The organism is Hyphomicrobium zavarzinii ATCC 27496, assembly GCF_000383415.1.
In the GTDB taxonomy this organism is placed as follows: Bacteria; Pseudomonadota; Alphaproteobacteria; order Rhizobiales; family Hyphomicrobiaceae; genus Hyphomicrobium_C; species Hyphomicrobium_C zavarzinii.
The window spans coordinates 665,771-689,264 of the sequence record NZ_KB911255.1; the positions used below are offsets into that span (position 1 = coordinate 665,771).

Below are 23,494 nucleotides of genomic sequence, written 5' to 3' on the forward strand. Positions count from 1 at the left end.
ATTTCCTTCACCTATATTCCTAGCAATGGATGTGTAAAATCTTACGAAATCCGGGAATGAATCCCTAAGATTGGTGCGCTTTGACGCACGTCACGCGCAGGGCCGGGGCCGATTGCCTCGTGATTGTGCGCCAATGGTTTTAGGGGGAGGCGGCGTCGGCGGGCGGATCACCGTTCGCCGGATACGGATTACGCACCATGCCGCTCGGAAAGAACTTCCGTCGCGGTGGGGCCGGCTGGATTGGAAACAATAGCTACCGGCGTTTGAACTCGGCCATGCCTTCGCGCGCAAGCTCGTCTGCGCGCTCATTCTCGGGATGTCCGGCGTGGCCCTTCACCCAGTGCCAGGTCACCTTGTGGCGGGAGAGCGCCTGCTCGAGGCGCTGCCACAGCTCCACGTTCTTGACCGGCTTCTTGTCGGCGGTGCGCCAGCCGTTGCGCTTCCAGCCGTGGATCCAGCTCGAGATGCCGTTCCGCACGTAGGCGCTGTCCGTGTAGAGATCCGCCTCGACGCCTGTCTTCAGCGCTTCGAGTGCGGAGATCGCCGCCATCAGCTCCATGCGGTTGTTCGTGGTCTCGGCCTCGCCGCCTTTGATCTCCTTGCGGTGATCGCCCCAGATGAGGATCGCGCCCCAGCCGCCCGGGCCCGGATTTCCGGAGCAGGCGCCGTCGGTGTAGATCTCGATCGATTTCTTCGTCCCGCTCATCGCACCCTCTCCAATCCGTATTCGCCCGGCGAGTTCACCTCCTGATGGAACCTCAGGCGGCGAACGTAAGCGTTCGGATCGTGGGGCTTCACGAGGGCGTTAGGGTCCGTGTGCAGCCAATCGTGGGAGCGGGTGAGCAGGAAGCGAAGCGCCGCGCCACGTGCGAGCGTAGGAAACGCCTCGTACTCGGCCTCGGTGAGGGGGCGCGCGCTCTGATAGGCGGAGAGGAGCGCGCGGGCCTTGGTGGCGTTGAAGGCGAAGTCAGCTTCGAAGCACCATGCGTTGAGGCAGATTGCGAGATCGTAGGCCCAGGCGTCGTTGCAGGCGAAGTAGAAGTCGATGAGGCCGGACAGCTTGTCGCCGATGAAGAACACGTTGTCCGGAAAAAGGTCGGCGTGAATGACGCCGGAGGGAAGGTCTTTTGGCCAGGCGCGATCCAGATAGGCCAGCTCGTAGGCGATGAGATTGCCGAGGCCGCGCGCGATCTCGTCCGCGCGCGGGGCGAAGCGGTCGAACAGCGCGTGCCAGCCTTCGAGGCCCAACGCGTTGCGGCGCGTCAGAGCGAAATCCTTGCCCGCGAGGTGAAGGCCCGCGAGTGCGCGTCCCACTTCCGCGCAGTGCTCGACGCGCGGGCGGCGCGGCCAGACCCCTTCGAGGAAGGTGACGATGGCGGCGGTGCGGCCGGAGATTTCCGTCAGCACCTCGCCGTTGCGATTGCGAACCGGCAACGGGCAGGAGATGCCTCTCCGGTTCAGATGCTCCAGGAGGCCTAGGAAGAACGGCAGGTCCGCCGTGTCGACGCGGCGCTCGTAGAGCGTGAGGATGAAGGTGCCTTCGCTCGTGTGCACCATGTAGTTGGTGTTCTCGACGCCTTCGGCGATGCCCTTGTAGGAGAGCAGCGCGCCGAGATCGTAGCCCGCGATCAGCCGCGCGAGCTCGTCGTCCGTCACTTCCGTATAAACGGCCATAGGTTTTGCTTTTTCGGTGACTGGATGAGGGGCCGAGGTGCGAAGGGTTTCCCCGTGTATCAGGCGTCGGCAGGCTCGCGCAACTCGCGGGGGACGTTGAAGGCGATGCGCTCGTTAGCCGTTCTCACCTGCTCGACGGAGATGGCGAAGCGGGCGTTCAGCGCGTCCAGCACCTCGTCGACAAGGGTCTCCGGGGCGGAGGCGCCGGCCGTAATGCCGACGGCCTCGACGCCGTCGAACAGAGGCCAGGGTATATCGGAAGCGCGCTGGATGAGAATGGCTTTCGGGCAGCCCGACCGTTCGGCGACCTCGACGAGACGCAGCGAGTTCGACGAGTTCGGCGCGCCGACGACGATGGTGAGGCCGACCTTGCCGGCAATGGCCTTCACGGCTGCCTGGCGGTTGGTCGTGGCGTAGCAGATGTCCTCCTTGTGGGGGCCGACGATGGCCGGGAAGCGGCGCTTCAGGATCGCCACGATGTCGGCTGTGTCGTCCACGGAGAGGGTCGTCTGCGTCACGTAGGCGAGGCGGGAGGCGTCCTCAGGCTCGAAGGTCTCTGCGTCGGCGGCCGTCTCGATCAAGGTTACCGAGCCCGGCGGGAGCTGGCCTGTGGTGCCCTCCACCTCCGGGTGGCCCGCATGGCCGATCAGAACGATCTTGCGGCCTTCCGCGTGATGGCGGCTCGCCTCGGTATGCACTTTGAAAACCAGCGGGCAGGTGGCGTCGATCGAGAAAAGATTGCGGGATTTTGCGGCCAGGGGCACGGACTTGGGCACCCCGTGTGCCGAAAAGATCACAGGCTGGTCGGTGTCGGGGATCTCGTCCAGTTCCTCCACAAAAACGGCACCTTTAGCCTTCAGGGATTCCACGACATATCGGTTATGGACAATCTCGTGGCGTACGTAGACCGGCGCGCCGAACTTGGCCAATGCCAGCTCGACGATCTGGATCGCACGGTCGACGCCCGCACAGAAGCCGCGGGGGGCGGCCAGGAGAACGTTCAGGGCCGGACGCTTTGCTTGGTCGTGCTCGGCGCTGGAAGAGGCCATTTGGACTTGTCCTCGGGTCGTGTGGGCCAAAAAGGGAGCGGCCGCTTTATGGTTCAAGATAGGGATGATAGAGCTTGAGTCGTTCGTCCTGGACTAGAAACGATGCGACGAGCTTGGGTCGTTCTCGCGACGCGCGGACGGTTCTGGGGGATTATGCGGATCGGAGCGGGATGGCGCAATCCGTCATGACAAAGGTCAAAGGCGCGGTTTCGACCGCGGCCGCCCTTGCTGCCGCGCTCGCGCTCGGGGGATGCGGCATGTCGTCCGTCACCTCCGGCCTCGGAACCAGCATTTTCGGCGGCGGATCCTCCGGGGCCGAGCCCACGGGCGTCAGCGAGCAGGATCTGATCGCGGCCGCGAAGGCGGGCGGCGACAGTGCGCCTCAGTTCTCGGGTGGCGACGCGCAACCGGGCTGCCCGCGCTTCCTGACCTGGCCGCGTGACAGCCACCTCACGATCTACGAGACGGGCCGGGTGGGCGACGGTCTTGCCATCATGCATCGCGGCGAGATCACCAAGACCGCGCGCGAATGCACGATAAACGGCACGCAGGTGACGGTGAAGTACGGCTTCTCGGGCCGCATCCTGCTGGGGCCTCGCGGTCAGTCGGGGCCGATCTCCATGCCGATCAATGTGTTCGTCACCGACGCGAAGCGCGAGCGGCTCACGACGGACAAGCTGCGCGTGGATGCGACGGTCGCGGTCGAGAATCCGATCGGCTATTTCTCGGCCGTTCGCACAGTGACCTTCGATGTGCCCGAAGGCGCGCGCCCCGGCGAGTTCGAAGTCTACGTCGGCTTCGACCGCAACACGCCAAACGCGGGATAGCCCGCTCTCTCACCGCAAACGAGACAGCTCCGCGTGCAGCGGACGCATGCTGTCGCGGGCCCATTCATCGAGCGACTCGAAGATGGCGGTCGCTGGCCAGCGCGGGTCCGGCTCGGCGCTCTGGCGCCACGTCATATGCACCTCTGCAACGCGTCCGCCTGTGAGGGCGAAGAGGGCGTCATCCGTATCTTCGCGGCGGGCCAGGAGGCGAACGCTCTCGCCTGCCAGCACGTGCCTCTCCGACATCTCGACGCGAAGCTGCCGCTCGAGCCCGGCGTGGACGCCGGGATCCTCGATTGCGTACCACGGCGCCAGCCATTCGATCTCGTGCGGCATCGGATTTTCGTCCAGAAGATAGGTGTGACCTGGCGAGTGCACGCTGTGCGGTCTGATCCAGATCAAGACTCGGCTCGGATGCTGCCATCAGGGTGGCAACATGCATGATCCTATCGCCTTTTCTCTCGCCGTTCTCGCGATCCTCGGCACGCCAGGACCGACGAATACGCTCCTGGCGGCCTCCGGCGCGCTCGTGGGCTGGCGCCGGTCGCTTCCGCTGATCGGCGCCGAGGTGGCGGGGTATCTGATCGCGATCGGATGCCTGCACGCCCTGCTGGGACCGGTGCTCGCGGCTTCTCCGGCGATCACCACGCTGCTGCGCGTTGCGATCGGTGCCTATCTGCTCTATGCGGCGTTCGAGCTGTGGACCCGGCGCGAGGGGCTCCGGGGAGCGCCGGCGGGTGTGCCAGCCGGACGGGTTTTCATCACCACGCTGCTCAATCCGAAAGCCATTGTTTTTGCGTTCGGCGTCATTCCGTTCTCGTCCGCGAATGTGGTGCCTTACCTCCTCGCCTTTGCGGCGTTCGTCGCGGTGGCGGGGTTATCCTGGATCGCGGTTGGCCGCGTGGCCGGGCGGGCGATGGCTTCCGGACAGGCCTCCCGCGCCATCCCGCGTGTGTCGGCGCTGGTGCTGACCTGCTTCGCGGGGCTGATCGTGGCGAGCGGGGGATAGATCGAATCTAGCGGCAGATCTGGATCAGACGTTCGGAACGACCCTCATCTTCAAGCGTTCGAATGGCAAAGGAGATTTGTCATGAGAACGCGTACCGCTATCGCAGCGCTTGTGTTCCTGCCCGTCAACGCGGTCCTGTTCGGTGTGGGCGCGGTGGCTGTGCTCTCGATCCCGGCTCTCCAGGTGAACGCCGCCGTCTTGCTGCCCGCCGTGATCGTCGCGAGCTTCGTGATCTCGCCGTTTGTGAGCTGGTACATTGCACCGCGCTTGCGTTCGCGCTGGCAGCGGGAGCATGCTTCCGTGGAGGGGCACAGTCTCGGCACTTAGTGCGACCCTCATTGCGCTGCTCTGAGGCCAAACAAAAAAGCCGGGCGATGAAGCCCGGCTTTCATGTGTCTTAGAGCGACATATTTCTTAGAGCGACACAGCGGAACTCAGTTCAGCTTGCCCTTGAGGTCGCGGATTGCGGCGTCGGTCAGCGAGTTCGAGGTGTCTCCGGCGATCTTGGTCTTCAAGATGCTTTCCGACGCCTTGACCGCGAGATCGACGGCAGCGGCGCGCACGTCGCTGACGGCCTGAGCTTCGGCGCGGGCGATCTTCTCCTCGGCAGCCTTGGTGCGGCGCTCGACCTGCTCGGCGAGAGCTTTGCGGGTCTCGGCTGCAAGACGCTCTGCCTCACGCTTGGCGGTCTCGACGATCGACTTGGCCTCGTCCTCGGCCTCGCGGCTCTTGCGCTGATAGTCAGCCAGGAGCTGCTGAGCCTCCTCACGCAGGCGGCGTGCCTCATCCAGCTCGGTGCGGATTGCGACCGCACGCTGATCGAGAGCCTTTCCGATCAGGCCGGGCACGCCCTTCCAGACGAGAACGGCGACGAACAGCGTGAACGAGATCAGGACCCAGAATTCGGGATAAGCGGGATTGAACATGGCGTCCTCACTTCTCCGATGCGGCCAGGGCGCTGTTCACCTCATCCTTGGAAACGGAGAGGTTGGTCAGCGCGCTCACGATCGACACAACCGTGTCGCCCGCGATGTCCTTGACGCTCGCCAGCGCCTTGTCCTTGGTGGCGGTGATGCTCGCTTCCGCGTCGCTCAGCTTCTTGGCGAGCTGATCCTCGATCGCCTTACGCTCCTTGTCGACTTCGGCGTTCAGCGAGTCACGCGTCTGCCGGGCGATGGAGGTTGCGTTCGAACGAGCGTCAGCCAGGGCCTTCTCGTAAGCCTGAAGCGCCTTCTCGGTTTCACCCTTGAGACGCTCGGCTGCCGCGAGATCGCGCTGGATACGATCCTTCCGCTCCTCGATCACTTCACCGATGCGCGGGAGCGCAACGCGCTTCATGATCACGTACAGAAGCACGAAGGTGAGGGCGAGCCAGAAGAGCTGCGGCGCGAAATCCGGCTGATTGAGCTGCGGCAGGCCGCCGGACTTGTGCTCGTCGAGTGCCTCGGCCACGTCGGTGGCAATTCCGGGCAACTCCGCGGCGAGCACGGTCATCGCTGCGATCATTGGTCTTCTCCAGGTGGAGTAGTCGACAGCGGGCCTCAGATCACAGGTCTACCCCGGATCTCAGGCCTGCCGCCGAAGATAGGATCAACCGAAGAGGATGATCAGAGCGATCAGAAGGCCGAAGAGGCCCGTCGCTTCAGCAAGAGCGAAGCCGATCAGCAGGTTCGTGAACTGGCCCGGAGCAGCCGACGGATTGCGGAGCGCGCCCGACAGGTAGTTGCCGAAGATGTTGCCGATGCCGATGCCAGCGCCGATGAGGGCGAAGCAGGCGAGGCCGGCGCCGATGAACTTTGCTGCCTGGGGATCCATGGTCGTCTCCATTTAGAGTTTTGAGTGGGTTTCGAACTGTGAACGGCACGCTTTGCTCCAGGCCCGGCAGAAGTGCCAAACCCGGCCTACGGCGCTAATCAGTGGTGCATGTTGACCGCATCGTTGAGGTAGATGCAGGTCAGCACGGTGAAGATGAAGGCTTGAAGGAAGGCCACGAGAAACTCGAGGCCGGTGAATGCCGCGGTGAACAGAACCGGAAACGCCTTGGCGACGAACGGCAGGCTCACGGCGAAGCTCGCGAACACCTTCAGCATGGTGTGGCCGGCCATCATGTTCGCGAACAGACGGACGGACAAGCTGATGGGACGGATCAGGTAGGACACGATCTCGATCGGCACGATCAGCGGCATCAGCCAGATCGGAACGCCGTGCGGGACGAACAGCTTGAGATAGCCGAGGCCGTGGCGAGCGAAGCCGATGCCCGTCGCCACGATCCAGACCATGGCGGCGAGCGCGAAGGTCACGATGATGTGGCTCGTCACGGTGAAGGAGCCCGGGATCATGCCGAGCATGTTCAGCGTGAGAATGAAGATGAAGATCGAGAACACCCAGGGGAAGTAGCGCATGCCTTCCTCGCCCAGGTTCTCGCGGACGATGCCTGCGACGAACTCATAGACGCTTTCGGCGATGGACTGGATGCGGCTCGGGACCAGCGAACGGCCGGTCATCGCGAAGATGAGGAAGCCGGAAATCAGAACGAGCGCCAGCACCATGAACAGCGAGGCGTTCGTAAACGAGATGTCGTAGCCAAAAAGCTCAAGCGGCACGAGGCGCTTGATTTCGAACTGCGCCATGGGCCCATGGTGCTCGGCCGCATGACCCGCCACTTCTGCCGCTTCAGCCAATGTTCCGTCCCCTACTTCCGGTCGTCTTCTTCGTCGTCATCGGGAACCGCCTTCGCGTTGCGCTGAAGCGGTTCTGCCTCGGCCTGCAGGCGCCGGGCGGTACGCACAATGTTCAAGAGGCCGGCAGCAAAACCGAGCATCAGGAACAAAATCAATAACCAAGGTGCCGAGCCGAACTGGTCGTCCAGCACCTTGCCGATGAACCCGCCGACTGCGATGCCGACAACGAGCTCGATGGCGATTTTCATCGCCTGGCCCATGGCCGCGCCTCGCGCCCGGTCACCAGGCTCAGGACCGCGCTTTGCACGGGCCTCCGCCTTGACCTGCTCAAGTCGAGCACCAAGATCGGAAGCGCGCTTCTTGAACGCCTCCCGCTCTTCGGGGGAGATCTCGCCGCGAGCCGGTTTTTCGTCATCACTCGGCGTCGACATAGCTTCCCCTGTCCGTGCCAGACTGTGGGCTGAAACGGCCGGATTACCAACGGCGCGCACCATAGCCGGAGCTTAAGCGGTGTCAAGCAAAGGCCACATTTTTGCAGAGCTAGGCGGGGTATGGCTAAACGGCGCAGGCTGGGACGCTGCTACTTAGGGGGCATGGTCGTGGTCCTCACGAGGCCGGCTTTTGGCCAAACCGCGCAAAAGACCAGAGAAACTCAGGGAATCAGCCCGCCTCGCGGAAGGATTTGGCAGTCTCGAGGTCTACCGAGACGAGCTGGGACACGCCCTTTTCAGCCATGGTCACCCCGAACAGGCGGTTCATGCGCATCATGGTCATGGGATGGTGGGTGATGACGAGGAAGCGGGTGGCCGTTTCCTCCGACATTTTCTCCATCAGCGTGCAGAAGCGGTCCACGTTCGCGTCATCGAGAGGCGCGTCCACCTCGTCCAGCACGCAGATAGGCGAGGGGTTGGTGAGGAACACCGCGAAAATGAGCGAGAGGGCGGTGAGGGTCTGCTCGCCGCCGGAGAGTAGAGACAACGTTGCGGGCTTCTTGCCCGGCGGCTTGGCGATGATTTCGAGGCCGCTCTCCAGCGGGTCCTCGCCCTCGATCATCTCGAGCCGGGCCTCGCCGCCGCCGAAGAGGGTGGTGAACAGGCGCTGGAAGTGGCCGTTGACGGTCTCGAAGGCCTCGTCGAGGCGCTTCTTGCCTTCGCGGTTCAATTGGCCAATGGCTCCGCGGAGCTTGGCAATGGCCTGCTCCACGTCGTTGCGCTCGGTCTCCATCGTGCTCATCTGCTCGAGGAACGCGTTGAGTTCGTCGTCCGCCTGCAGATTGACGCCGCCCAGGCGCTCGCGATCGGCCTTGAGGCGCTGAAGGCTGCGGTCGGCCTCGGCGAGGGCCGGGAGCGCGGTATCGGGGGCGAGCCCGGCAAGGCCGAGGCATTCGTCCGGATTGACGTTCAGAGCCTCGCGGATGCGGCGGGCTTCCTCCTGGCGGCGCGTGCGGGCGCCTTCGAGACGAGTCTCGATACGGGCGCGTCCTTCGCGCGCGGAGGCGACGGCGGCTTGCAGCTCGCGCAGGTTCTGGCTTGCGGCGCGCAGCGCGTTGTCGGCGCGGGCGAGGTCGTCGGCCGCGGCGTTGCGGGCTTCTTCCGCATCAGCGAGTGCGCCGAGCAGGCTCTGGCGGCGATCGTCGAGCGCGGGAATCACTTCCTCCAGCGCAGCGATGTCGCCCTTCGTCTTGGCGAGCCGCTCCTCGAGCGCTGCGATGTGCTCCATGGCGCTCTGGCTGCGGGTGGCCCAGCGGGTCCGCTCGGCGACGATGGTTTCAGCGCGGCGCTTGCGCGTCTCCCGCTCGCGCGCATGGGTGGCGACGCGCGACTGCGCGACGGAGAGGGCCGTGCGGCGATCCTGAGCGGCCTTCTGGACTTCCGGGAGGCGCGCGGCCGGATCGTCCTCGGCGTCGAGCCTTGCGAATTCGTCCTCGATATGATCGAGCGCGGCCTGGGCTTCCCTGCGGTCCGCTTCCGCGCGCTCGCGCGCTTCGGCAACTGCGTGCAGCTTGGCTTCCGTTTCGCGCGCCTGGCGCTCGATGGCGCTCAGGGCCTCGCGCGTGGTGACGAGATTGGTCTGGGTTTCGCGCCAGAGCGCGCGGAGCCGCTTCTCCTCGTTGGCCGCTGCCGCGTGAGCGGTGGCCGCCTCCTGGTCGAGGGCGGTGAGGCGCTGGACGTCGGCGCGGGCGACCTTCTCGCGCTCGAACATCTCGGCGAGGCGGTTGCGCTCGGCGAGACGCTGAGCGGCCGGCGTCATGCCGCCAGCTACTGCGATGAACCCGTCCCACCGCCAGAGATCGCCTTCGCGGCTGACAAGGCGCTGGCCTTGTTTCAGGTGCGGCTGAAGACGCGCGCCGAGCTCGCGGGAGACGACGCCGATCTGGCGGAGGCGGCGTGTCAGCTCGGGCGGCGCGCCGACGTGAAGGCTCAGCGGTTCCGCATCGGCGGGCAGCGCCTCGTCGTCGGGTTTCACCTCGATCAGGCGCCAGCGCACGGGCGCGTCCTCATGCACGGGAGCGTCCAGGTCGTCACCCAAGGCGGCAACGAGAGCGGCCTCGTATCCCGGCGCGACCGTGAGGTGCTCGACCACGGGCGGCATGCCTTCCTCGTAGGCCGGCATCACGAGCTTGTGGAGCGTCTCGCGCTCGGTGACGAGGGTCGACAGCGCCATGCGGGCGTGCTGCAGCTCATTGCTGCGCACGCGCGCGGTTTCGGCAAGATCTCCGAGCTTCTCCTCGGCTTCGAGGGTGGTTGTTTCGATGACCGCGATCTCGCGGGCGAGGCGCTGGCCCTGCTCGGTGATCGCGGCGAGTTTCAGGGAATCGGGTGCTCCCGCCGCGGCGGCTTCCGTATCGCGCTGAAGCGCGGTGAGCTTCGCGTCGAGCTTGGCGATGGTGGCGCGGCGCTCGGCCTCCTGGCCTTCGAGCGACTTGCGGCGCGCCCGGCTTTCGGCCGCGCGCTCGGTGACGACGGCCAGCTCCTTTTCGGCGGCGGCGAGGGCGGCGGTCGCCTCTTCCTCGGCGGCCAGGATGTGATCCTCCGCGGCCTCGGCCTCGATGTCGGCCGCTTCGAGGGCGGAGGTTTCCACGTCGAAGCCAGCAAGGATCTCCTTCGCTTCGGAGATCAGAACGGCCTCGCGTGCGAGATCCTTCTCCAGCTCGCCCGCGAGCTTGCTCAGCTCCTGGCGCCGCTCGTTGCAGCGCTGGGCCTCCTTCGCGAGGCCCTCGGTCTCGATCTTGATGCGGCTCAGGGCGGCGCCGCGCTCGGCTTCCTTGTCGCGCAGGGGCGGGATGGATTCGGCGAGCTCGGCTTCGAGGCGCAGGGCCTTAGCCTCATCCTCGGTGACGCGGCCGAGCAAGGCCAGTCCTTCCGCGAAGTTGTGCTCCTCGGTTTGGACGAGCGTCTGGGCCTCGATCCACGACAGGTGGGCGAGGAGGGCCTCCGCGCGGCGGATCTCCTCGGAAAGGTCCTTGTAGCGGCGCGCCTGGCGCGCCTGGCGTTTCAGGCTTTCGATCTGCGAGCCGAGCTGGCCCATGATGTCGGCGAGGCGGGCGAGGTTGCTTTCGGCGCCCTTGAGGCGCAGCTCCGCCTCGTGGCGGCGGCTGTGGAGACCCGCGATGCCGGCGGCATCCTCCAGCACGCGGCGGCGCTGCTCGGGCTTGGCGTTGACGATCTCGGAGATCTGCCCCTGGCGGACGAGGGCGGGCGACCGCGCGCCGGTAGCGGCGTCCTCGAACAGGATCTTGACGTCGCGGGCGCGTGCTTCCCGCCCGTTGATGCGGTAGGCGGAGCCGGCCTCGCGCTCGATGCGGCGCGTGATCTCGATGAGGTCGCTGTCGTTGAACTCGGCGGGCGCCTTGCGCTCATGGTTGTCGAGGAAGAGCGTCACCTCGGCCACATTGCGCGCGGGCCGCGAGGTGGTGCCGGAGAAGATCACGTCGTCCATCGCGGCGGCGCGCATGGACTTGTGCGAGGTCTCGCCCATGACCCAGCGAAGCGCTTCGAGCAGATTGGATTTGCCGCAGCCGTTCGGCCCCACGACGCCGGTGAGGCCGGACTCGATGATCAGCTCCGTCGGCTCGACGAAGGACTTGAACCCGAGAAGCCTGAGGCGGCTGATCTTCATATCGTGCGTCTAATCCCACTCATCCCGTGCACACCTCCCGTATGTGGCGGGCCGTATGCGGCGGGTGGAACGATCAGGGCGTGCGCACCGCGCCCGCGGCGGACGCCTGCGGCGCGGCCAGCAGCGGCTCGACCAGCTCGCGGATCTCGCTCATGGTGAGCGTCTTCTTCACGAGCTTGCCTTGCACGAAGAACATCGGCGTTCCGATGATGCCGAGTGTCCGCCCGCGCTCCTTGACCCACTTCAATCCATCGATCATGGCCTGATTCTTCAGGCACGCATCGAACTGGCTTTGCGTCATCCCCACCTGCTTGGCGACGGCGAAGATGGGTTCCAGGCGAACTTCCTGGGACACCCAGGCGTTCTGCTGGTCCATGAATTTCCCGTAGAGCTCGAAGTACTTATCGGGCGGGGCGCAGCGCAACGCGATGGTGGCGTTGCCGGACTGCTTGCCGATGGGAAACTCGCGCAGGATGAAGCGCACCTTGCCGGTCTTGATATAGGTGCTTTGCAGCTCCGGGAATGTGGTCTGATGGAAGCTGCGGCAATGTGGACAGGTCAGCGACGCGTACTGGACGATGGTGACCGGCGCGTCCTGCCGGCCGATGGCCATTTCCGGCAAGGGACCGGTGGCCATGATCTCCGCGATGGTCGGGTTCTGAATGACCTGGCGGCCGCCCTGGGATGGATCGGGGATATGCCCGAACGGACTGATGGGCGCGTCCCCGACCGGCTTGGCGCCAGCGGCCGCATCGGGGTATGGGCTCCCCGACGCGGATGTTTCGGCGGATGTGGACGAGGCCCCGTCCGTTGCCGAAAGGCCGGGAAAGCCAGGGCCGTTTCCGGAGCAGGCCGCCAGGATCAGGCTCGCCGCAAGGGCGAGAGCAACTGTTTTCGCTCTCGCCATCTTTGCCGGGGCCTGACCCATCGCGTGTGCGCTCCCGTTTCCCTTCGACCGGCCCCATCAACCGGCCTGCCGCGTGATCAGCCCGCGAGCAGCGGCTCGAGCACCTTGTCGAACTCCTCGATCGACGGCGCAGCCTGGAGGCGCTTGCCGTTGATAAAGAACGAAGGCGTCGCGTTCACGCCGAACACGGTGTTGGCGCGCGTGTGGATGGCGGTGAGCTGATCCAAGAGCTTCTGGTCGGTCAGGCACTTGTCGAAGCTTTCCTGTGTGAAGCCCGCCTGCTTGGCGATCTCGAACAGCTTCGGCGTGGGGTTCTCCTTCACGAAGGCCCAGGTCTCCTGCGTTTCGAACAGCGCGCTGACGAGAGCCAGCGACTTCTCGGTGGAGCCGGCGCAGCGGGCGAGCATGGAGGCTGCGAATGCGCGCGCATCGAGCGGGAACTCGCGGAAAATGAAGCGGATCTTGCCGGTGTCGATGTACTTCTTCTTCAGCTCCGGAAAGACCTTGGTGTGGAAGTGCATGCAGTGGCCGCAGGTCATCGAGGCGTATTCGACGATGGTGACCTTGGCATCCTCGGGTCCGATGGCGAGATCCGGCAGATCACCGGCTTTCATCAGCTCGGCAACGGGCACCTCGGCGGGGCCCTGCGCGCGCTGGGCAAGGGCCGGAAACGCGGTGGTCAAAAAGGCCAGCCCGGCTATGGCGGTTCCGGCTTTCAGGGCCTGGCGGCGATCGAGCCGGCTCATCACGTCCATCGTTCACTCCTCATGGCGTTCGCGTCTGACCAGGCTCGCCTTTGCTGTCGCGGCCGGTCCGGGCGCCTCTTGTTCAGGGTCTGGCTGATAACATGGGCCCGGCCCCCGATTAAGGCAAAACCAGGCTGAATGCTATTTGAATGCGCAGGGATGCCGCGCCTAAACGGGGTGTGCGCCCTTACTTGCGCCGGGTGGCCTGGTCTCTCAGGACGCCCTTTTCCAGCCGTGCCAGGGCAGCGCTCAGCGGGTCGCCGGAAACCTCTGTCACCGACGCGGACCGGAGCTGCGCTTTCGCGGACGGCGGGGCCGCCTTTCGCCCGCTGGTCTCGACGGGGGCCTGGATCAGGCGGATCGTCTCCACGGCGCGATAGCCGAAATAGGCGTTGATGCGATCCATGATCTGGCGTGCTCGGTATTCCACGTCGAGTGCGCGGGCCGGATCGACGCGCAGGATCAGGGTCGCGGCGCGGCGCTCGCCTTGGTCGTCGTCAAGACCGTTCTCGGCGCCCGCCACGCCTCGCGGCCACTTCAGCCGGTCGGGCACCGTGTATTCGGCAAGCTCGGCGCCGGCGATGCGGGGCCAGTCCGTGATCAGGGTGGCTGTCGAAAAGCCAAATTTCTCAAACGCTTTGCGGGTCAGTGACGGCACGAAGCTGCCCACCGCCTTGGCCGGCACGAAGCGGGCTGCCTGCGGAACGGCGAAGCGCGTGTCCGACGGGGCAAGGGAAAGAGACCGGCGCGCAGGATGCGGGAGCGATCTCTTTCGTGGCTTTTCTGTGAGCTTTGCGTTCACGCGACGTCGCCATCATATGCAGAGCTGTTGCAGATCCCTAGCATCATAGAGATCGATTCGCGGCGTCTTCAGCCGGAGACGCGCTCTCAAGGGGGCACTGGGTGAAAGCTGTTGCGCGCAGGCAACTGCCACTTCGACCGGCCGGACCGGATACGGTTGCGGCGTTGCTCGACTGGTATGACCGCGAGCGGCGCGATCTTCCTTGGCGTAGCAAGCGGGGAAAGCGGTCCGATCCCTACCGCGTCTGGCTCAGCGAGATCATGCTGCAGCAAACTACTGTCAAGGCGGTTATCCCCTATTACGAGCGCTTCCTTTCGCGCTGGCCTTCGGTGGATAAACTCGCCGCCGCCGATCTCGACGACGTTCTCGCCGCATGGGCGGGCCTAGGCTACTACTCGCGGGCGCGCAATCTCTACAAGTGCGCGCAGGCCGTCGTCGCGGAGCACGGCGGGCAGTTTCCGCGCACGGAAGAGACGCTGCGTGAGTTGCCAGGGATCGGGCCTTACACGGCAGCCGCAATCGCTGCGATCGCGTTCGGCGAGGCGGCGACTCCGGTGGACGGCAACATCGAGCGCGTCGTCTCGCGTCTGTTCGCCTTCAAGCGTCCGCTGCCTTCCGCCAAGCGCGAGTTGAAACGGCTCGCGGAAAGCCTCACGCCACAGCGGCGCGCCGGCGATTTCGCGCAGGCGATGATGGATCTCGGCGCGACGGTCTGCTCGCCGAAGCGGCCCTCGTGCCTCATGTGCCCGCTGCAGCAGGATTGCCACGCGCACGCGCTCGGTATCGAGCAGCAGCTTCCCGTCAAGCTCGTGAAGCCGGATCGTCCGGTGCGCTATGGCATCGCATTTCTGGCGCTTCGTGAGGATGGGCATGTGCTGCTGCGCAAGAGGCCCGAGGCGGGTCTGCTCGGCGGCATGCTCGAAGTCCCCTCCACCGATTGGGGGGACGACTGGCTGCCGGTCGATCTCGCGCTCGCGGCTCAGCCGATGAAGGCGGACTGGTGGGAGGTGCCGGGCGTCGTCAGCCACACCTTCACGCACTTCAGGCTGGAGCTGATGATCCTGCGCGCCATCGTGCCCGCGGAATCCAGCCTGACGTTCTGGGCCGACCCCGAGCGTTGCCGGTGGGTTGCGCGCCGCGATCTCGGAAGTGCCGCTTTGCCCTCGGTGATGCGCAAGGTGATCGCGCACGCGCTCAAGGAGCATTGAGGGAGAGGCAGCAGGCAGCCGGCAACGGGCAGCCTTTGGGGGTAATTAGGCCGGGACCCGAAGCAAAAACCCGACCGCTGCAGATTTTGCTCCGGGTCCCGTTTGCCGCGCCAAGTGCGCTTGACCATCGCCGCTTTGGATCCCATCGAAGGGCGTGGTCTTTTCGAGATGCGACGTGCGATCAAATTCTATGGCGAACGATCGCACGCTCTCGTTGCGTTCTACTCGGCAGCGATGATGTGAGGCACCTCCGGTTTCGCCTCGGAGAGTCCAAGCTCCACCTTGGCGCGCTCGCGCAGGGTGTCGATGGGGTGCAGAACGCCTTCGCGCTCGTAGTGCCAGAACGTCCAGCCGTTGCACGCGGTCTTGCCCTGCACGACGGCACCGAGACGATGGATCGAGCCGCGGCTGCCGGGCACGGCGAGCGTGCCGTCCGCCTTCACCTCGGCGCGCACGCTGCGGCGCTCGTCGTAGAGCTTCGAGCCCGCGCGCAGAATGCCGAGCTCGACGATGGTGCCGAAGGGCACGCGCGGCTCGCTGCGTTTCGAGGGCTGCGTTTCAAGCGCCGAGGGTGACAGCGGCACGATCTTCGCGATGCGCTCCTCGGCGGCCTTGGCATAGTCCGGATCGCGTTCGATGCCGACCCAGTTGCGGCCGAGGCGCTGGGCCACCGCGCCAGTGGTCCCTGTGCCGAAAAATGGATCGAGCACGGTGTCGCCGGGATTGGTGGTGGCGAGAAGCACGCGATGGAGGAGGGCTTCCGGCTTCTGCGTCGGATGAGCCTTGCGGCCGCCTTCGTCCTTCAGCCGCTCAGGGCCCGAGCAGATCGGGAACAGCCAGTCGGAGCGCATCTGAAGATCGTCGTTCGACGTCTTCAGGCTCTCGTAGTTGAAGGTGTAGCGCGACTTCTGATCGCGAGCCGCCCAGATCAGCGTCTCATGCGCGTTGGTGAATCTCCGGCCGCGGAAGTTCGGCATCGGGTTCACTTTGCGCCAGACGACGTCGTTCAGGATCCAGAAGCCCATGTCCTGGAGCGCGGCGCCCAAACGGAATACGTTGTGATAGGAGCCGATGACCCAGAGTGCGCCATCGGGCTTCAGCACGCGGCGGCATTGCGAGAGCCAGGCGCGGGTGAAGATGTCGTACTCCTCGAACGAGCCGAACTTGTCCCAGGCATCGTCGACGCCGTCGACGCGCGTGTTGTTCGGGCGAAGAAGCTCGGTCGAGAGCTGGAGATTGTAAGGGGGGTCGGCGAAGACGAGATCTACGCTTCCATCCGGTAGTCTACGAAGCTGGTCGAGGCAATCTCCCACCAGGATTCGATTTCGGGCCAAAGACCGATCTCTGGCCATGCCGCCGCGACCCGCTGCAGCCGCACTTGAACGACGACGCACACCCATTCGACGCAACTCACTAAGAAGAACCACAAATGCCAGGGATCCATGAAGCGAACCCAACGCGACCAGAAAGCAGTCCCACGGTTAATGGAATGTAAATGGCGGGAGTTAATTTTCGGTTAATGCGTAAGGATGTTTTCACGTTTCGGCAGGGCCAGGACTCGCATCGGTTTGCGGCGAACGGAAGGCGAACAAAGCAATCGCGCCGGTCGTGGGACCGGCGCGATTGGGATCTGGATTCAAGATCAGCGGCTTAGGGCGCGCGCGTTATTTTTTTGTCCGGGGCTCACGCCGCGCGGACGGTCGAGAGGAAGCGCTCCACCTCGACTTTCAGTGTACGGCTATCGCCCGACAGAGACTTGGCGGAGGCGAGAACCTGGCTCGACGCCGAGCCCGTCTCGGATGCGCCCTGGCTCACGGCCGTGATGCTGGATGCGACCTCGCTGGTGCCCTTGGCGGCTTCCATCACGTTGCGGCTGATCTCCTGCGTGGTGGCGCCCTGCTGCTCGACGGCGGCTGCGATGTTGCTGCTGACGGCCGAGATGCGGTTGATGGTGGAGGCGATCTCATTGATCGCGTCGACCGCCTCACGCGTGGACGCCTGCATGCTCTGGATCTGGCTTCCGATCTCGCTGGTGGCCTTTGCGGTCTGCGCGGCGAGTGCCTTCACTTCCTGCGCCACGACCGCGAAGCCCTTTCCGGCATCGCCGGCGCGTGCGGCCTCGATGGTGGCGTTCAAGGCCAGAAGGTTGGTCTGTCCCGCGATCTGATTGATCAGCTCGACAACAGCGCCGATGCGCTCTGCCGACTGCGAAAGCTCGATCACGTTCTCATTGGTCTTGGCGGCCTGGCGCACGGCGTCGTTGGCGATCGACGAGCTTTCGTGCACCTGGCGGCTGATTTCCTGGACCGTGGAAGAGAGTTGCTCCGATGCGGCGGCGACGCCCTGCACATTGACCGACGTCTGCTCGGAGGCGCTGGCTACTGTGCCGGAAAGCTCCTGGGTGGAAGCGGCGTTCATGGTGAGCTGACCCGCTGCCGCTTCAAGCTGGGACGAGGCGGCAGAGACCGTATCGACCACGCGTCCGACGCTCTCCTGGAACCGATTGGCGAGGTCCATCATGTCGGCGCGACGCTGGGCTGCGATGCGCTTCTCGCTCTCGGCCTGCTCGGCGCGGAGGCGCTCCGCCTCGATGATGTTCTGCTTGAAGACGAGCACGGCGCCCGCGATCTCGCCGATCTCGTCCTTGCGATCGGTGCCGTAGATCTCGCGATCGGTATGGCCCGCGGCGAGGTCGAGGATCGAGAGCTTCATGCCTTCGATCGGGCGCGTGAGGTGCTGGATCACGAGCCAGATGCCCGCGAGCAGGGTGAGAATGGAGATGGCGCTGGTCCATGCAAGTGTGCGCAACGTGGCCTGGCGTGCGGCTTCGGAGGCGACGCTCGTCGTCTCGACGTAGGTCTCGTAGTGCGCGGAGAGGCCGCGCAGCTTGTCGTTCAGGGATTTGCGATTTGCGCGGTTGGCGTCGTTGTCGCCGAATGCCCGCGCTGCGGAAAGCGTCTCCTCGCGGGCGAGGCGAACGAGCTCAGTGCGGAATTTGATGAACTCGGCGATGGTGGCTTTCGTATCGGCGAGGCCTTCGCGGTTTTCGCCCACGACCGTCTCATCCCACAACTGAGTCGTCTTCTCCAGCTCTGCGGCGCCTTTGAGCAGGCCGTTGCCGTAGCTCTCGGCCGAGGCCCAGTCGCTCGACATATAGATACCGCGCGAGTCCATGACGATCGCGTAGACGAGACCGTTGATCCGTTCGAGGTACATCTGTCCGGTCTTGGCGCGCATGGCGAGATCCTGCGCCTCGCTCTGGGCGGAGAGGCTGCGATAGGAGAGCGCGGCACCGGCGACGGGCAGAAGGGCAAGGAAGGCGATAAGCGCGACGACCTTGTGTTTCAGTTTCAAGTTGCGAAGCATTGCTTATCCAAATGAACAGGGGAACCCACGCGGGAAATCATCTGATTGTTCCTGCGAAATTACGTAAAACTTTATCCGTCCACTGTTACTAATTGAATAACAACAATAAATATTCGTCGTTTATTGGGATGCCGCAGCGCTGCGGGGCAAGGCATTGCGCGGCGCGCGCCAACGCTCTTGCCCGGCGCTGCAGCCGGAACGATGCGGCGAGAGGACCGTTCGTCCGCTCAGGTTTTTGGTTCGGGGGGCGGCTCAGGGCTTGCGGGTGGCGGTGGCTGCTCGCTCGCGGTCGCGCGGTATGTCGCGAGGAGCGCATCGGCCAGCGTGTCGGCGCCGATGATGACGTGGGTCGCACCGTAGCTGCGCAGATAATCCGCCTCCGCTTCGGTCTGCGCGCGGCCGATGATCGGCATCGCGGCATTGGCGGCGCGGCCCTGCTCGATGGCCTGTCCCGCTTCGAAGTTGCTCGGGATGGCGACGATCATGGCCGATGCCTTCGCGGGGTTGGCTGCGTGCAGTAACGTCGTCGCGCTGCCGGCGATGCCTTCGATGCTGCGGGCGTGGAGGCGTTTGATCTCCTCCTCGTTCTCGTCGATCACGTAGAGGGGCTTCGCGCTGGGCGCGAGATTATCGATGATCCGCTTGCCGATGCGGCCGATGCCCACAACGATCACGTGGCCTTCGAGATCGGTAACGGAAACCGGCTCTTCCTCTTCCTCGGGCTCGGCATTGTTCGCGGGATGCGTCTCGTCCTTCTTCTCGAGCCAGGGCTTCAGGTGATCGAGGCCGACGAAGAAGAGAGGGTTCAGGACGATCGAGAGCAGTGCGCCTGCGAGGATGAGGTCGCGTCCGGCGGCGGGCAGCAGATCGAGGCTCATGCCGAGGGCCGCGAGGATGAAGGAGAACTCGCCGATCTGCGCGAGGCTTGCCGAAATGGTGAAGGCGGTGCCGAGCGGATGGCCGAAGGCGCGGACGATGGCGAGCGCCGCCAGAGATTTGCCGATGACGATGATCAGAAGCGTCGCGGCGACGGCAAGCGGCTGCTCGATGACGATCTTCGGATCGAACAGCATGCCGACCGAGACGAAGAAGAGAACGGCGAACGCGTCACGCAACGGAAGGCTTTCGTTGGCCGCCTGCTGGGAAAGCTGGGACTCGCTCAGGATGAGACCTGCGAAGAAGGCGCCGAGTGCGAAAGAGACGCCGAACAGGTTGGCGGCGATGAAGGCGACGCCGAGGGCGATCGAAAGCACGGCGAGGCGGAACAACTCGCGCGAGCCGGTGTGGGCCGTGTAGTGGAGGATCCACGGAATGACGCGCCTGCCGACCAGCATCATGATGGCGACGAAAGCGGAGACCTTTCCAATGGTCAGCGCCACCGTTTTCATGAGCTGGCTCACGTCGACGGAGGATGACCCGGCCGATTGTCCGTCCGGATGACCGCCGAGAAGGGGTGCTATGGCGGGCAGGAGAACGAGGGTGAGGACCATCACGAGATCCTCGACGATCAGCCAGCCGACCGCGATCTGGCCGCGCTCGGTCGTGATCAGGCGGCGCTCCTGAAGCGCGCGCAGGAGGACGACGGTGCTGGCGCACGAGAGTGCCAATCCGAAGACGAGGCCCGCGCCCGGCGACCATCCGATGGTGTGCGCGAGGGCCGCGCCGAGGAGTGTCGCAACCGCGATCTGCACCACGGCGCCCGGTACGGCGATGTTCCGTACCGCCCATAATTCCTTCATGGAGAAATGGAGGCCGACGCCGAACATCAGGAGGATCACGCCGATTTCGGCAAGCTCGTTCGCGAGGCCCTGATCCGCAATGAAGCCAGGTGTGTAGGGGCCGATCGCGATGCCGGCAACCAGATATCCGACTAGGGGCGAGATGCGCAGGCGATGGGCCAATGCGCCGAAGACAAAGGCAAGAGCCAGACCGGTGACAATCGTCGCTATGAGCGGCGTGTGATGCGGCATCGGGCGGGTCGTTTCCCCATTTGCTGGAGGTTGAACAAGAGCGTGACCGAACGATCTCAGGCGAGGCGCAAAAACGCAAGGTATGATGCGCGCCGTGTTGTTGCCTTTTGAGGCACAACTGCCCGTAGGTTCGCTGCATGTGCACGTTTGTTTCCGTGCAAGCGCTGCGTGTCAGGCACTTATGTTTCCAATCGGGAAACGATTTGGTTCCGCCGCGCCGGAGGGCGTGGCCCGACCGGATGCGTCGCCGGGGTGTTTGGCGCCACTCAACCGGGAAAGATGCTCAGGGAGCGGAGCTGTTCGCCGTGCCAGCTCGATGGCTCAGACGACTTCCTCCGCCTCGCCCTCCTCCGCTCCGACAAGTCCGAGGGCGAGTTGAACGGGTCTGAACGAGCGGCGGTGATGGGGCGTGATGCCGAGGCGGACCAGGGCGGCGCGATGCTCGGGGGTTCCGTAGCCCTTGTGGCGCTCGAAGCCGTACCCTGGGATCTCCCGGGCGAGTGCTATCATCATCCGGTCGCGCGTCACCTTGGCGACGATGGAGGCCGCGGCAATCGAGAGACACTTGGCGTCGCCCTTGACGATGGTGCGGGTCTGACAGAAGAGGCGCGGCGCGCGATTGCCGTCGACGATGGCGAGGCGCGGGCGGCAGGAGAGCCGTTTCACCGCGTCCGTCATCGCCCACATGGTGGCGGCCAGGATGTTGTCGCGATCAATGCGCTCCACGTCGCCAATACCGACGCCGATGGCGAGGGCGGTTGCGCTGATGCGCTCGAACAGACGCTCGCGGTCCTCCGCCTCCAGAGCCTTGGAGTCGTCGATACCTTGGGGAATGCGATCGGGGTCGAGAACGACGGCGGCGGCCACGACCGGGCCGGCCCAGGGGCCCCTGCCCGCTTCATCGATGCCCACGATCGGACCGCCGGCCAAGGACAGCTCGGCCGCTTCCAGCTCGAAGGTCGGTACAATTCTCGAATCATCCACCCGCATGCCCTTAGGGTTGCGGGGAATTAATGGCGTGTCAAAGGCGGGTGTGGATAGAGGTGGGCAGTGGGTGGAAGTTCCCCGACTGCCTTACTGCCTGCTCCCCGCTGCCTGATTTATAACAGCCGCATCTGCTGGCCTTTTGGTACGGGCGGTTGAAAGAGGTCGAGACGCAGGGCGTGGTGGCGCTGATTGAGCCCCAGCCGCTTCAGCGCCAACCTGAAGCGCAGCGCGATCTGGTCGGCATAAGGGCCGCGGCCTTTCTGGCGGACCTTGAACTCCGCCACATAGTCCTCTCCGCCGTGCATGGAGCGCAGAAGGTTGATCACCCGGTCTGCGCGATCCGGGAACTCGCTCGCCAGCCATTCGCGGAACACGTCCTTGAGTTCCAGCGGCAGGCGCAGGAGCACGTAGCCCGCCTCTCGAGCGCCTGCGTCGCGGGCGGCTTCGAGAATGCGCTCGATCTCGCTGTCGGTCAGGCCTGGGATGATCGGGGCCACCATGACGGACACCGGGACGCCCGCTTCGGAGAGGCCCCGGACCGCCTCCAAGCGCTTCGCAGGGGTGACCGCGCGAGGCTCCATGGCGCGTGCGATGGTTCTGTCCAGCGTGGTGACGGAGAGCGCGACCTTGGCGAGGCCGCGCGCCGCCATCCGCGAAAGGATATCGACATCGCGGAGCACGAGCGCGGACTTGGTGACGATGCCAACGGGATGGCCGGTGCGCTCCAGCACCTCGAGGATCCGCCGCGTGATGCGCTGCTCGCGCTCGATGGGCTGATAGGGATCGGTATTGGTGCCGAGCGCGATGACCTTCGGCTTGTAGGCCTTGCTCGCCAGCTCCTTCTCCAGAAGCTCGGCGGCGTTGGTCTTCGCATAAAGCTTGGTCTCGAAATCGAGCCCCGCGGAGTGGCCGAGATAGCAATGCGTCGGGCGGGCGTAGCAGTAAATGCAGCCGTGCTCACAACCGCGATAGGGATTGATCGACTGGTCGAAGGAGATGTCAGGGCTCTGGTTGCGGGTGATGATGGAGCGAGCAGGCTCCTGGTAGACTTCCGTGCGGAGCGCTTCCAGCTCCCCCATGCTTTCCCAGCCGTCGTCGAAGACGGTACGCCGCTCGCTCTCGAAGCGGCCGGAATGGTTGGAGCGTGCACCACGCCCGCGCCTGCGCTCTGCCTCCACGAGGCTTTCCGGCGCTGTCTCGGAGCGGGGGATGGGTTTGCTCATAGGGTGGCGCGGCCGGATTTCATGATCGAAGACAGTATCCGCAGATCGGGAACAAATAAAGAACAAAATTTCCAGACTGCCCGTAACGCCCATTAATTTGAACGTGGGCGGATGGTCCCGCACCCCGGGCTGTGGCGCCGCTGGCGCTTGTTGAGCTGCAAGACTTGGTGCAAGACAGGGCCCATGATTTCGGTCGTCATCCCTACCCTCAACGATCAGGCTCATTTGGCCGAGACGATGTCCTCGCTCGTGCCGGCGGCGGTCGACGGGCTGGTGCGCGAGGTGATCGTGGCCGATGGCGGCTCGACGGACCGTACCCTCGAAATTGCTGACAGCGCGGGAGCCGAGATCCTCAAGGCGCCGTCCGGACGCGGCGCTCAGCTCAAGGCAGGTGCCGAGCGGGCGCGGTTTCCGTGGCTTCTGTTTCTCAACCCGGACTCGTTTCTCGATCCAGGGTGGGAGCGCGAGGCAGGGCTTCACATCGAGCGTGTCGAAAAGGGGCGCCGGCGGCCATCGGCGGCTGCGTTTCGTTTCGCGCTCGACGACGAAGGGATGATGCCGCGCCTGTTCGAGCAGTTGTCGTCTTGGCGCGGCAGCCTGCTCAAGCTTCCTTACGGCGATCAGGGACTGCTGGTTTCTCGCGCGCTCTACGAGGAGGCGGGCGGGTTTGCGACCTTGCCGCTGATGGAGGACGTCGATCTCGTGCGGCGCATCGGCCGCGGACGGGTCACGCTGCTCAACGCGCGGATCGTCACGAGCGCGGCGCGCTATCGCCGGGACGGGTATGGTTCGAGGCTCGTGCGCAGCCAGGCCCGGCTCGGGCTCTACCTGCTCGGTATGCCGGTCAGCAGGATCGCCAATCTGTTCGGGCCGGACGCCGGGCCCGTGGGCGAGCCGCTCGCAGAACGCAGATAAGGCGGCTCCGC

The 23,494-nt window shown here is 65.0% G+C and carries 23 protein-coding genes; 5 read left to right on the forward strand and 18 right to left on the reverse strand.

What is annotated here, in order from left to right; translation table 11 throughout:
* Nucleotides 1-253: 253 nt before the first annotated feature.
* The 3 genes from rnhA to ispH are packed head-to-tail and all read right to left on the reverse strand — an operon-like array spanning nt 254 to nt 2,723.
* Nucleotides 254-706, reverse strand: a complete 453-nt coding sequence (rnhA, locus tag F812_RS0103050) for a ribonuclease HI (protein ID WP_020084486.1) — start codon at nt 704-706, stop codon at nt 254-256.
* Nucleotides 703-1,674, reverse strand: a complete 972-nt coding sequence (locus F812_RS0103055; RefSeq protein WP_020084487.1) for a homoserine kinase — start codon at nt 1,672-1,674, stop codon at nt 703-705. The genes rnhA and F812_RS0103055 overlap by 4 nt, the downstream gene beginning before the upstream one ends.
* A 59-nt stretch (nt 1,675-1,733) precedes the next feature.
* Nucleotides 1,734-2,723 (reverse strand): 4-hydroxy-3-methylbut-2-enyl diphosphate reductase, encoded by a 990-nt coding sequence (ispH, locus tag F812_RS0103060; RefSeq protein ID WP_020084488.1) that lies wholly within the window; start codon nt 2,721-2,723, stop codon nt 1,734-1,736.
* Nucleotides 2,724-2,908: 185 nt separating this feature from the next.
* Here ispH and F812_RS0103065 point away from each other — a divergent pair, with 185 nt between their 5' ends.
* Complete coding sequence (locus tag F812_RS0103065; RefSeq protein WP_156827194.1) at nt 2,909-3,550, forward strand: hypothetical protein; 642 nt, start codon at nt 2,909-2,911, stop codon at nt 3,548-3,550.
* A 9-nt stretch (nt 3,551-3,559) separates the two neighbouring features.
* Here F812_RS0103065 and F812_RS0103070 read toward each other — a convergent pair whose 3' ends face one another.
* Nucleotides 3,560-3,952: a hypothetical protein gene (locus F812_RS0103070; RefSeq protein ID WP_020084490.1), complete on the reverse strand. Its 393-nt coding sequence runs from the start codon at nt 3,950-3,952 to the stop codon at nt 3,560-3,562.
* Between the two features lie 34 nt (nt 3,953-3,986).
* On the opposite strand from F812_RS0103070, the gene F812_RS0103075 reads away from it, so the two are divergent.
* On the forward strand, nt 3,987-4,559 hold the full coding sequence (locus F812_RS0103075; RefSeq protein WP_020084491.1) for a LysE family translocator: 573 nt from the start codon (nt 3,987-3,989) through the stop codon (nt 4,557-4,559).
* Nucleotides 4,560-4,640: 81 nt separating this feature from the next.
* On the forward strand, nt 4,641-4,886 hold the full coding sequence (locus F812_RS0103080; protein WP_020084492.1) for a hypothetical protein: 246 nt from the start codon (nt 4,641-4,643) through the stop codon (nt 4,884-4,886).
* A 107-nt stretch (nt 4,887-4,993) separates the two neighbouring features.
* Here F812_RS0103080 and atpF read toward each other — a convergent pair whose 3' ends face one another.
* The 9 genes from atpF to F812_RS22340 all read right to left on the reverse strand — a co-directional run bounded on the left by atpF (nt 4,994) and on the right by F812_RS22340 (nt 13,697).
* The gene (gene atpF, locus F812_RS0103085) at nt 4,994-5,485 is read right to left on the reverse strand and encodes a F0F1 ATP synthase subunit B (RefSeq protein WP_020084493.1); all 492 of its coding nucleotides are present in this window, start codon (nt 5,483-5,485) and stop codon (nt 4,994-4,996) included.
* A 7-nt stretch (nt 5,486-5,492) separates the two neighbouring features.
* On the reverse strand, nt 5,493-6,065 hold the full coding sequence (locus F812_RS0103090) for a F0F1 ATP synthase subunit B (RefSeq protein ID WP_020084494.1): 573 nt from the start codon (nt 6,063-6,065) through the stop codon (nt 5,493-5,495).
* Nucleotides 6,066-6,149: 84 nt separating this feature from the next.
* Entirely contained in the window at nt 6,150-6,374 is a 225-nt protein-coding gene (locus F812_RS0103095; protein ID WP_026867805.1) for a F0F1 ATP synthase subunit C, read from the reverse strand.
* Nucleotides 6,375-6,472: 98 nt separating this feature from the next.
* Entirely contained in the window at nt 6,473-7,189 is a 717-nt protein-coding gene (locus tag F812_RS0103100; protein WP_020084496.1) for a F0F1 ATP synthase subunit A, read from the reverse strand.
* Between the two features lie 62 nt (nt 7,190-7,251).
* Nucleotides 7,252-7,671 carry an AtpZ/AtpI family protein gene (locus F812_RS0103105; protein WP_020084497.1) on the reverse strand — a complete coding sequence of 140 codons (420 nt, stop codon included), beginning with the start codon at nt 7,669-7,671 and terminating at the stop codon, nt 7,252-7,254.
* 229 nt (nt 7,672-7,900) lie between these two features.
* Nucleotides 7,901-11,359, reverse strand: a complete 3,459-nt coding sequence (gene smc, locus F812_RS0103110; RefSeq protein ID WP_020084498.1) for a chromosome segregation protein SMC — start codon at nt 11,357-11,359, stop codon at nt 7,901-7,903.
* A gap of 73 nt (nt 11,360-11,432) precedes the next feature.
* The gene (locus tag F812_RS0103115; RefSeq protein WP_020084499.1) at nt 11,433-12,287 is read right to left on the reverse strand and encodes a DsbA family protein; all 855 of its coding nucleotides are present in this window, start codon (nt 12,285-12,287) and stop codon (nt 11,433-11,435) included.
* Between the two features lie 56 nt (nt 12,288-12,343).
* A complete protein-coding gene (locus tag F812_RS0103120) occupies nt 12,344-13,021 on the reverse strand; it encodes a DsbA family protein (protein ID WP_020084500.1) in 678 nt (225 codons plus the stop codon).
* Nucleotides 13,022-13,199: 178 nt separating this feature from the next.
* Nucleotides 13,200-13,697, reverse strand: a complete 498-nt coding sequence (locus F812_RS22340; RefSeq protein WP_198011122.1) for a DUF721 domain-containing protein — start codon at nt 13,695-13,697, stop codon at nt 13,200-13,202.
* A 218-nt stretch (nt 13,698-13,915) separates the two neighbouring features.
* On the opposite strand from F812_RS22340, the gene mutY reads away from it, so the two are divergent.
* Nucleotides 13,916-15,022 carry an A/G-specific adenine glycosylase gene (mutY, locus tag F812_RS0103130; RefSeq protein ID WP_245257613.1) on the forward strand — a complete coding sequence of 369 codons (1,107 nt, stop codon included), beginning with the start codon at nt 13,916-13,918 and terminating at the stop codon, nt 15,020-15,022.
* Nucleotides 15,023-15,243: 221 nt separating this feature from the next.
* Here mutY and F812_RS0103140 read toward each other — a convergent pair whose 3' ends face one another.
* The 5 genes from F812_RS0103140 to F812_RS0103160 form a co-directional block, all read right to left on the reverse strand.
* Entirely contained in the window at nt 15,244-16,458 is a 1,215-nt protein-coding gene (locus tag F812_RS0103140) for a site-specific DNA-methyltransferase (RefSeq protein ID WP_425337456.1), read from the reverse strand.
* A 247-nt stretch (nt 16,459-16,705) separates the two neighbouring features.
* Nucleotides 16,706-18,388, reverse strand: coding sequence for a methyl-accepting chemotaxis protein (locus F812_RS0103145; protein ID WP_020084505.1), 1,683 nt, complete (start codon nt 18,386-18,388; stop codon nt 16,706-16,708).
* A 227-nt stretch (nt 18,389-18,615) separates the two neighbouring features.
* Nucleotides 18,616-20,358 carry a YbaL family putative K(+) efflux transporter gene (ybaL, locus tag F812_RS0103150; RefSeq protein ID WP_020084506.1) on the reverse strand — a complete coding sequence of 581 codons (1,743 nt, stop codon included), beginning with the start codon at nt 20,356-20,358 and terminating at the stop codon, nt 18,616-18,618.
* A gap of 321 nt (nt 20,359-20,679) precedes the next feature.
* Nucleotides 20,680-21,348, reverse strand: a complete 669-nt coding sequence (locus F812_RS0103155; RefSeq protein WP_020084507.1) for a ribonuclease HII — start codon at nt 21,346-21,348, stop codon at nt 20,680-20,682.
* Nucleotides 21,349-21,458: 110 nt separating this feature from the next.
* Nucleotides 21,459-22,568 (reverse strand): PA0069 family radical SAM protein, encoded by a 1,110-nt coding sequence (locus F812_RS0103160; RefSeq protein ID WP_020084508.1) that lies wholly within the window; start codon nt 22,566-22,568, stop codon nt 21,459-21,461.
* A 183-nt stretch (nt 22,569-22,751) separates the two neighbouring features.
* On the opposite strand from F812_RS0103160, the gene F812_RS22345 reads away from it, so the two are divergent.
* Complete coding sequence (locus F812_RS22345; protein WP_020084509.1) at nt 22,752-23,483, forward strand: TIGR04283 family arsenosugar biosynthesis glycosyltransferase; 732 nt, start codon at nt 22,752-22,754, stop codon at nt 23,481-23,483.
* The last annotated feature ends 11 nt before the right edge of the window (nt 23,484-23,494 follow it).

Bases quoted from the DNA above. Each gene is read 5' to 3' on its own strand.
- F812_RS0103080 (WP_020084492.1), top strand. From the start codon at position 4,641: ATGAGAACGCGTACCGCTATCGCAGCGCTTGTGTTCCTGCCCGTCAAC.
- F812_RS0103115 (WP_020084499.1), bottom strand. From the start codon at position 12,287: ATGGGTCAGGCCCCGGCAAAGATGGCGAGAGCGAAAACAGTTGCTCTC.
- smc (WP_020084498.1), bottom strand. From the start codon at position 11,359: ATGAAGATCAGCCGCCTCAGGCTTCTCGGGTTCAAGTCCTTCGTCGAG.
- F812_RS0103145 (WP_020084505.1), bottom strand. From the start codon at position 18,388: ATGCTTCGCAACTTGAAACTGAAACACAAGGTCGTCGCGCTTATCGCC.
- F812_RS0103075 (WP_020084491.1), top strand. From the start codon at position 3,987: ATGCATGATCCTATCGCCTTTTCTCTCGCCGTTCTCGCGATCCTCGGC.
- F812_RS0103100 (WP_020084496.1), bottom strand. From the start codon at position 7,189: ATGGCGCAGTTCGAAATCAAGCGCCTCGTGCCGCTTGAGCTTTTTGGC.
- ybaL (WP_020084506.1), bottom strand. From the start codon at position 20,358: ATGCCGCATCACACGCCGCTCATAGCGACGATTGTCACCGGTCTGGCT.
- F812_RS0103160 (WP_020084508.1), bottom strand. From the start codon at position 22,568: ATGAGCAAACCCATCCCCCGCTCCGAGACAGCGCCGGAAAGCCTCGTG.
- F812_RS0103105 (WP_020084497.1), bottom strand. From the start codon at position 7,671: ATGTCGACGCCGAGTGATGACGAAAAACCGGCTCGCGGCGAGATCTCC.
- atpF (WP_020084493.1), bottom strand. From the start codon at position 5,485: ATGTTCAATCCCGCTTATCCCGAATTCTGGGTCCTGATCTCGTTCACG.
- F812_RS0103065 (WP_156827194.1), top strand. From the start codon at position 2,909: ATGACAAAGGTCAAAGGCGCGGTTTCGACCGCGGCCGCCCTTGCTGCC.
- ispH (WP_020084488.1), bottom strand. From the start codon at position 2,723: ATGGCCTCTTCCAGCGCCGAGCACGACCAAGCAAAGCGTCCGGCCCTG.
- F812_RS0103095 (WP_026867805.1), bottom strand. From the start codon at position 6,374: ATGGATCCCCAGGCAGCAAAGTTCATCGGCGCCGGCCTCGCCTGCTTC.
- F812_RS0103155 (WP_020084507.1), bottom strand. From the start codon at position 21,348: ATGCGGGTGGATGATTCGAGAATTGTACCGACCTTCGAGCTGGAAGCG.
- F812_RS22345 (WP_020084509.1), top strand. From the start codon at position 22,752: ATGATTTCGGTCGTCATCCCTACCCTCAACGATCAGGCTCATTTGGCC.
- F812_RS0103090 (WP_020084494.1), bottom strand. From the start codon at position 6,065: ATGATCGCAGCGATGACCGTGCTCGCCGCGGAGTTGCCCGGAATTGCC.
- rnhA (WP_020084486.1), bottom strand. From the start codon at position 706: ATGAGCGGGACGAAGAAATCGATCGAGATCTACACCGACGGCGCCTGC.
- F812_RS0103120 (WP_020084500.1), bottom strand. From the start codon at position 13,021: ATGGACGTGATGAGCCGGCTCGATCGCCGCCAGGCCCTGAAAGCCGGA.
- F812_RS0103055 (WP_020084487.1), bottom strand. From the start codon at position 1,674: ATGGCCGTTTATACGGAAGTGACGGACGACGAGCTCGCGCGGCTGATC.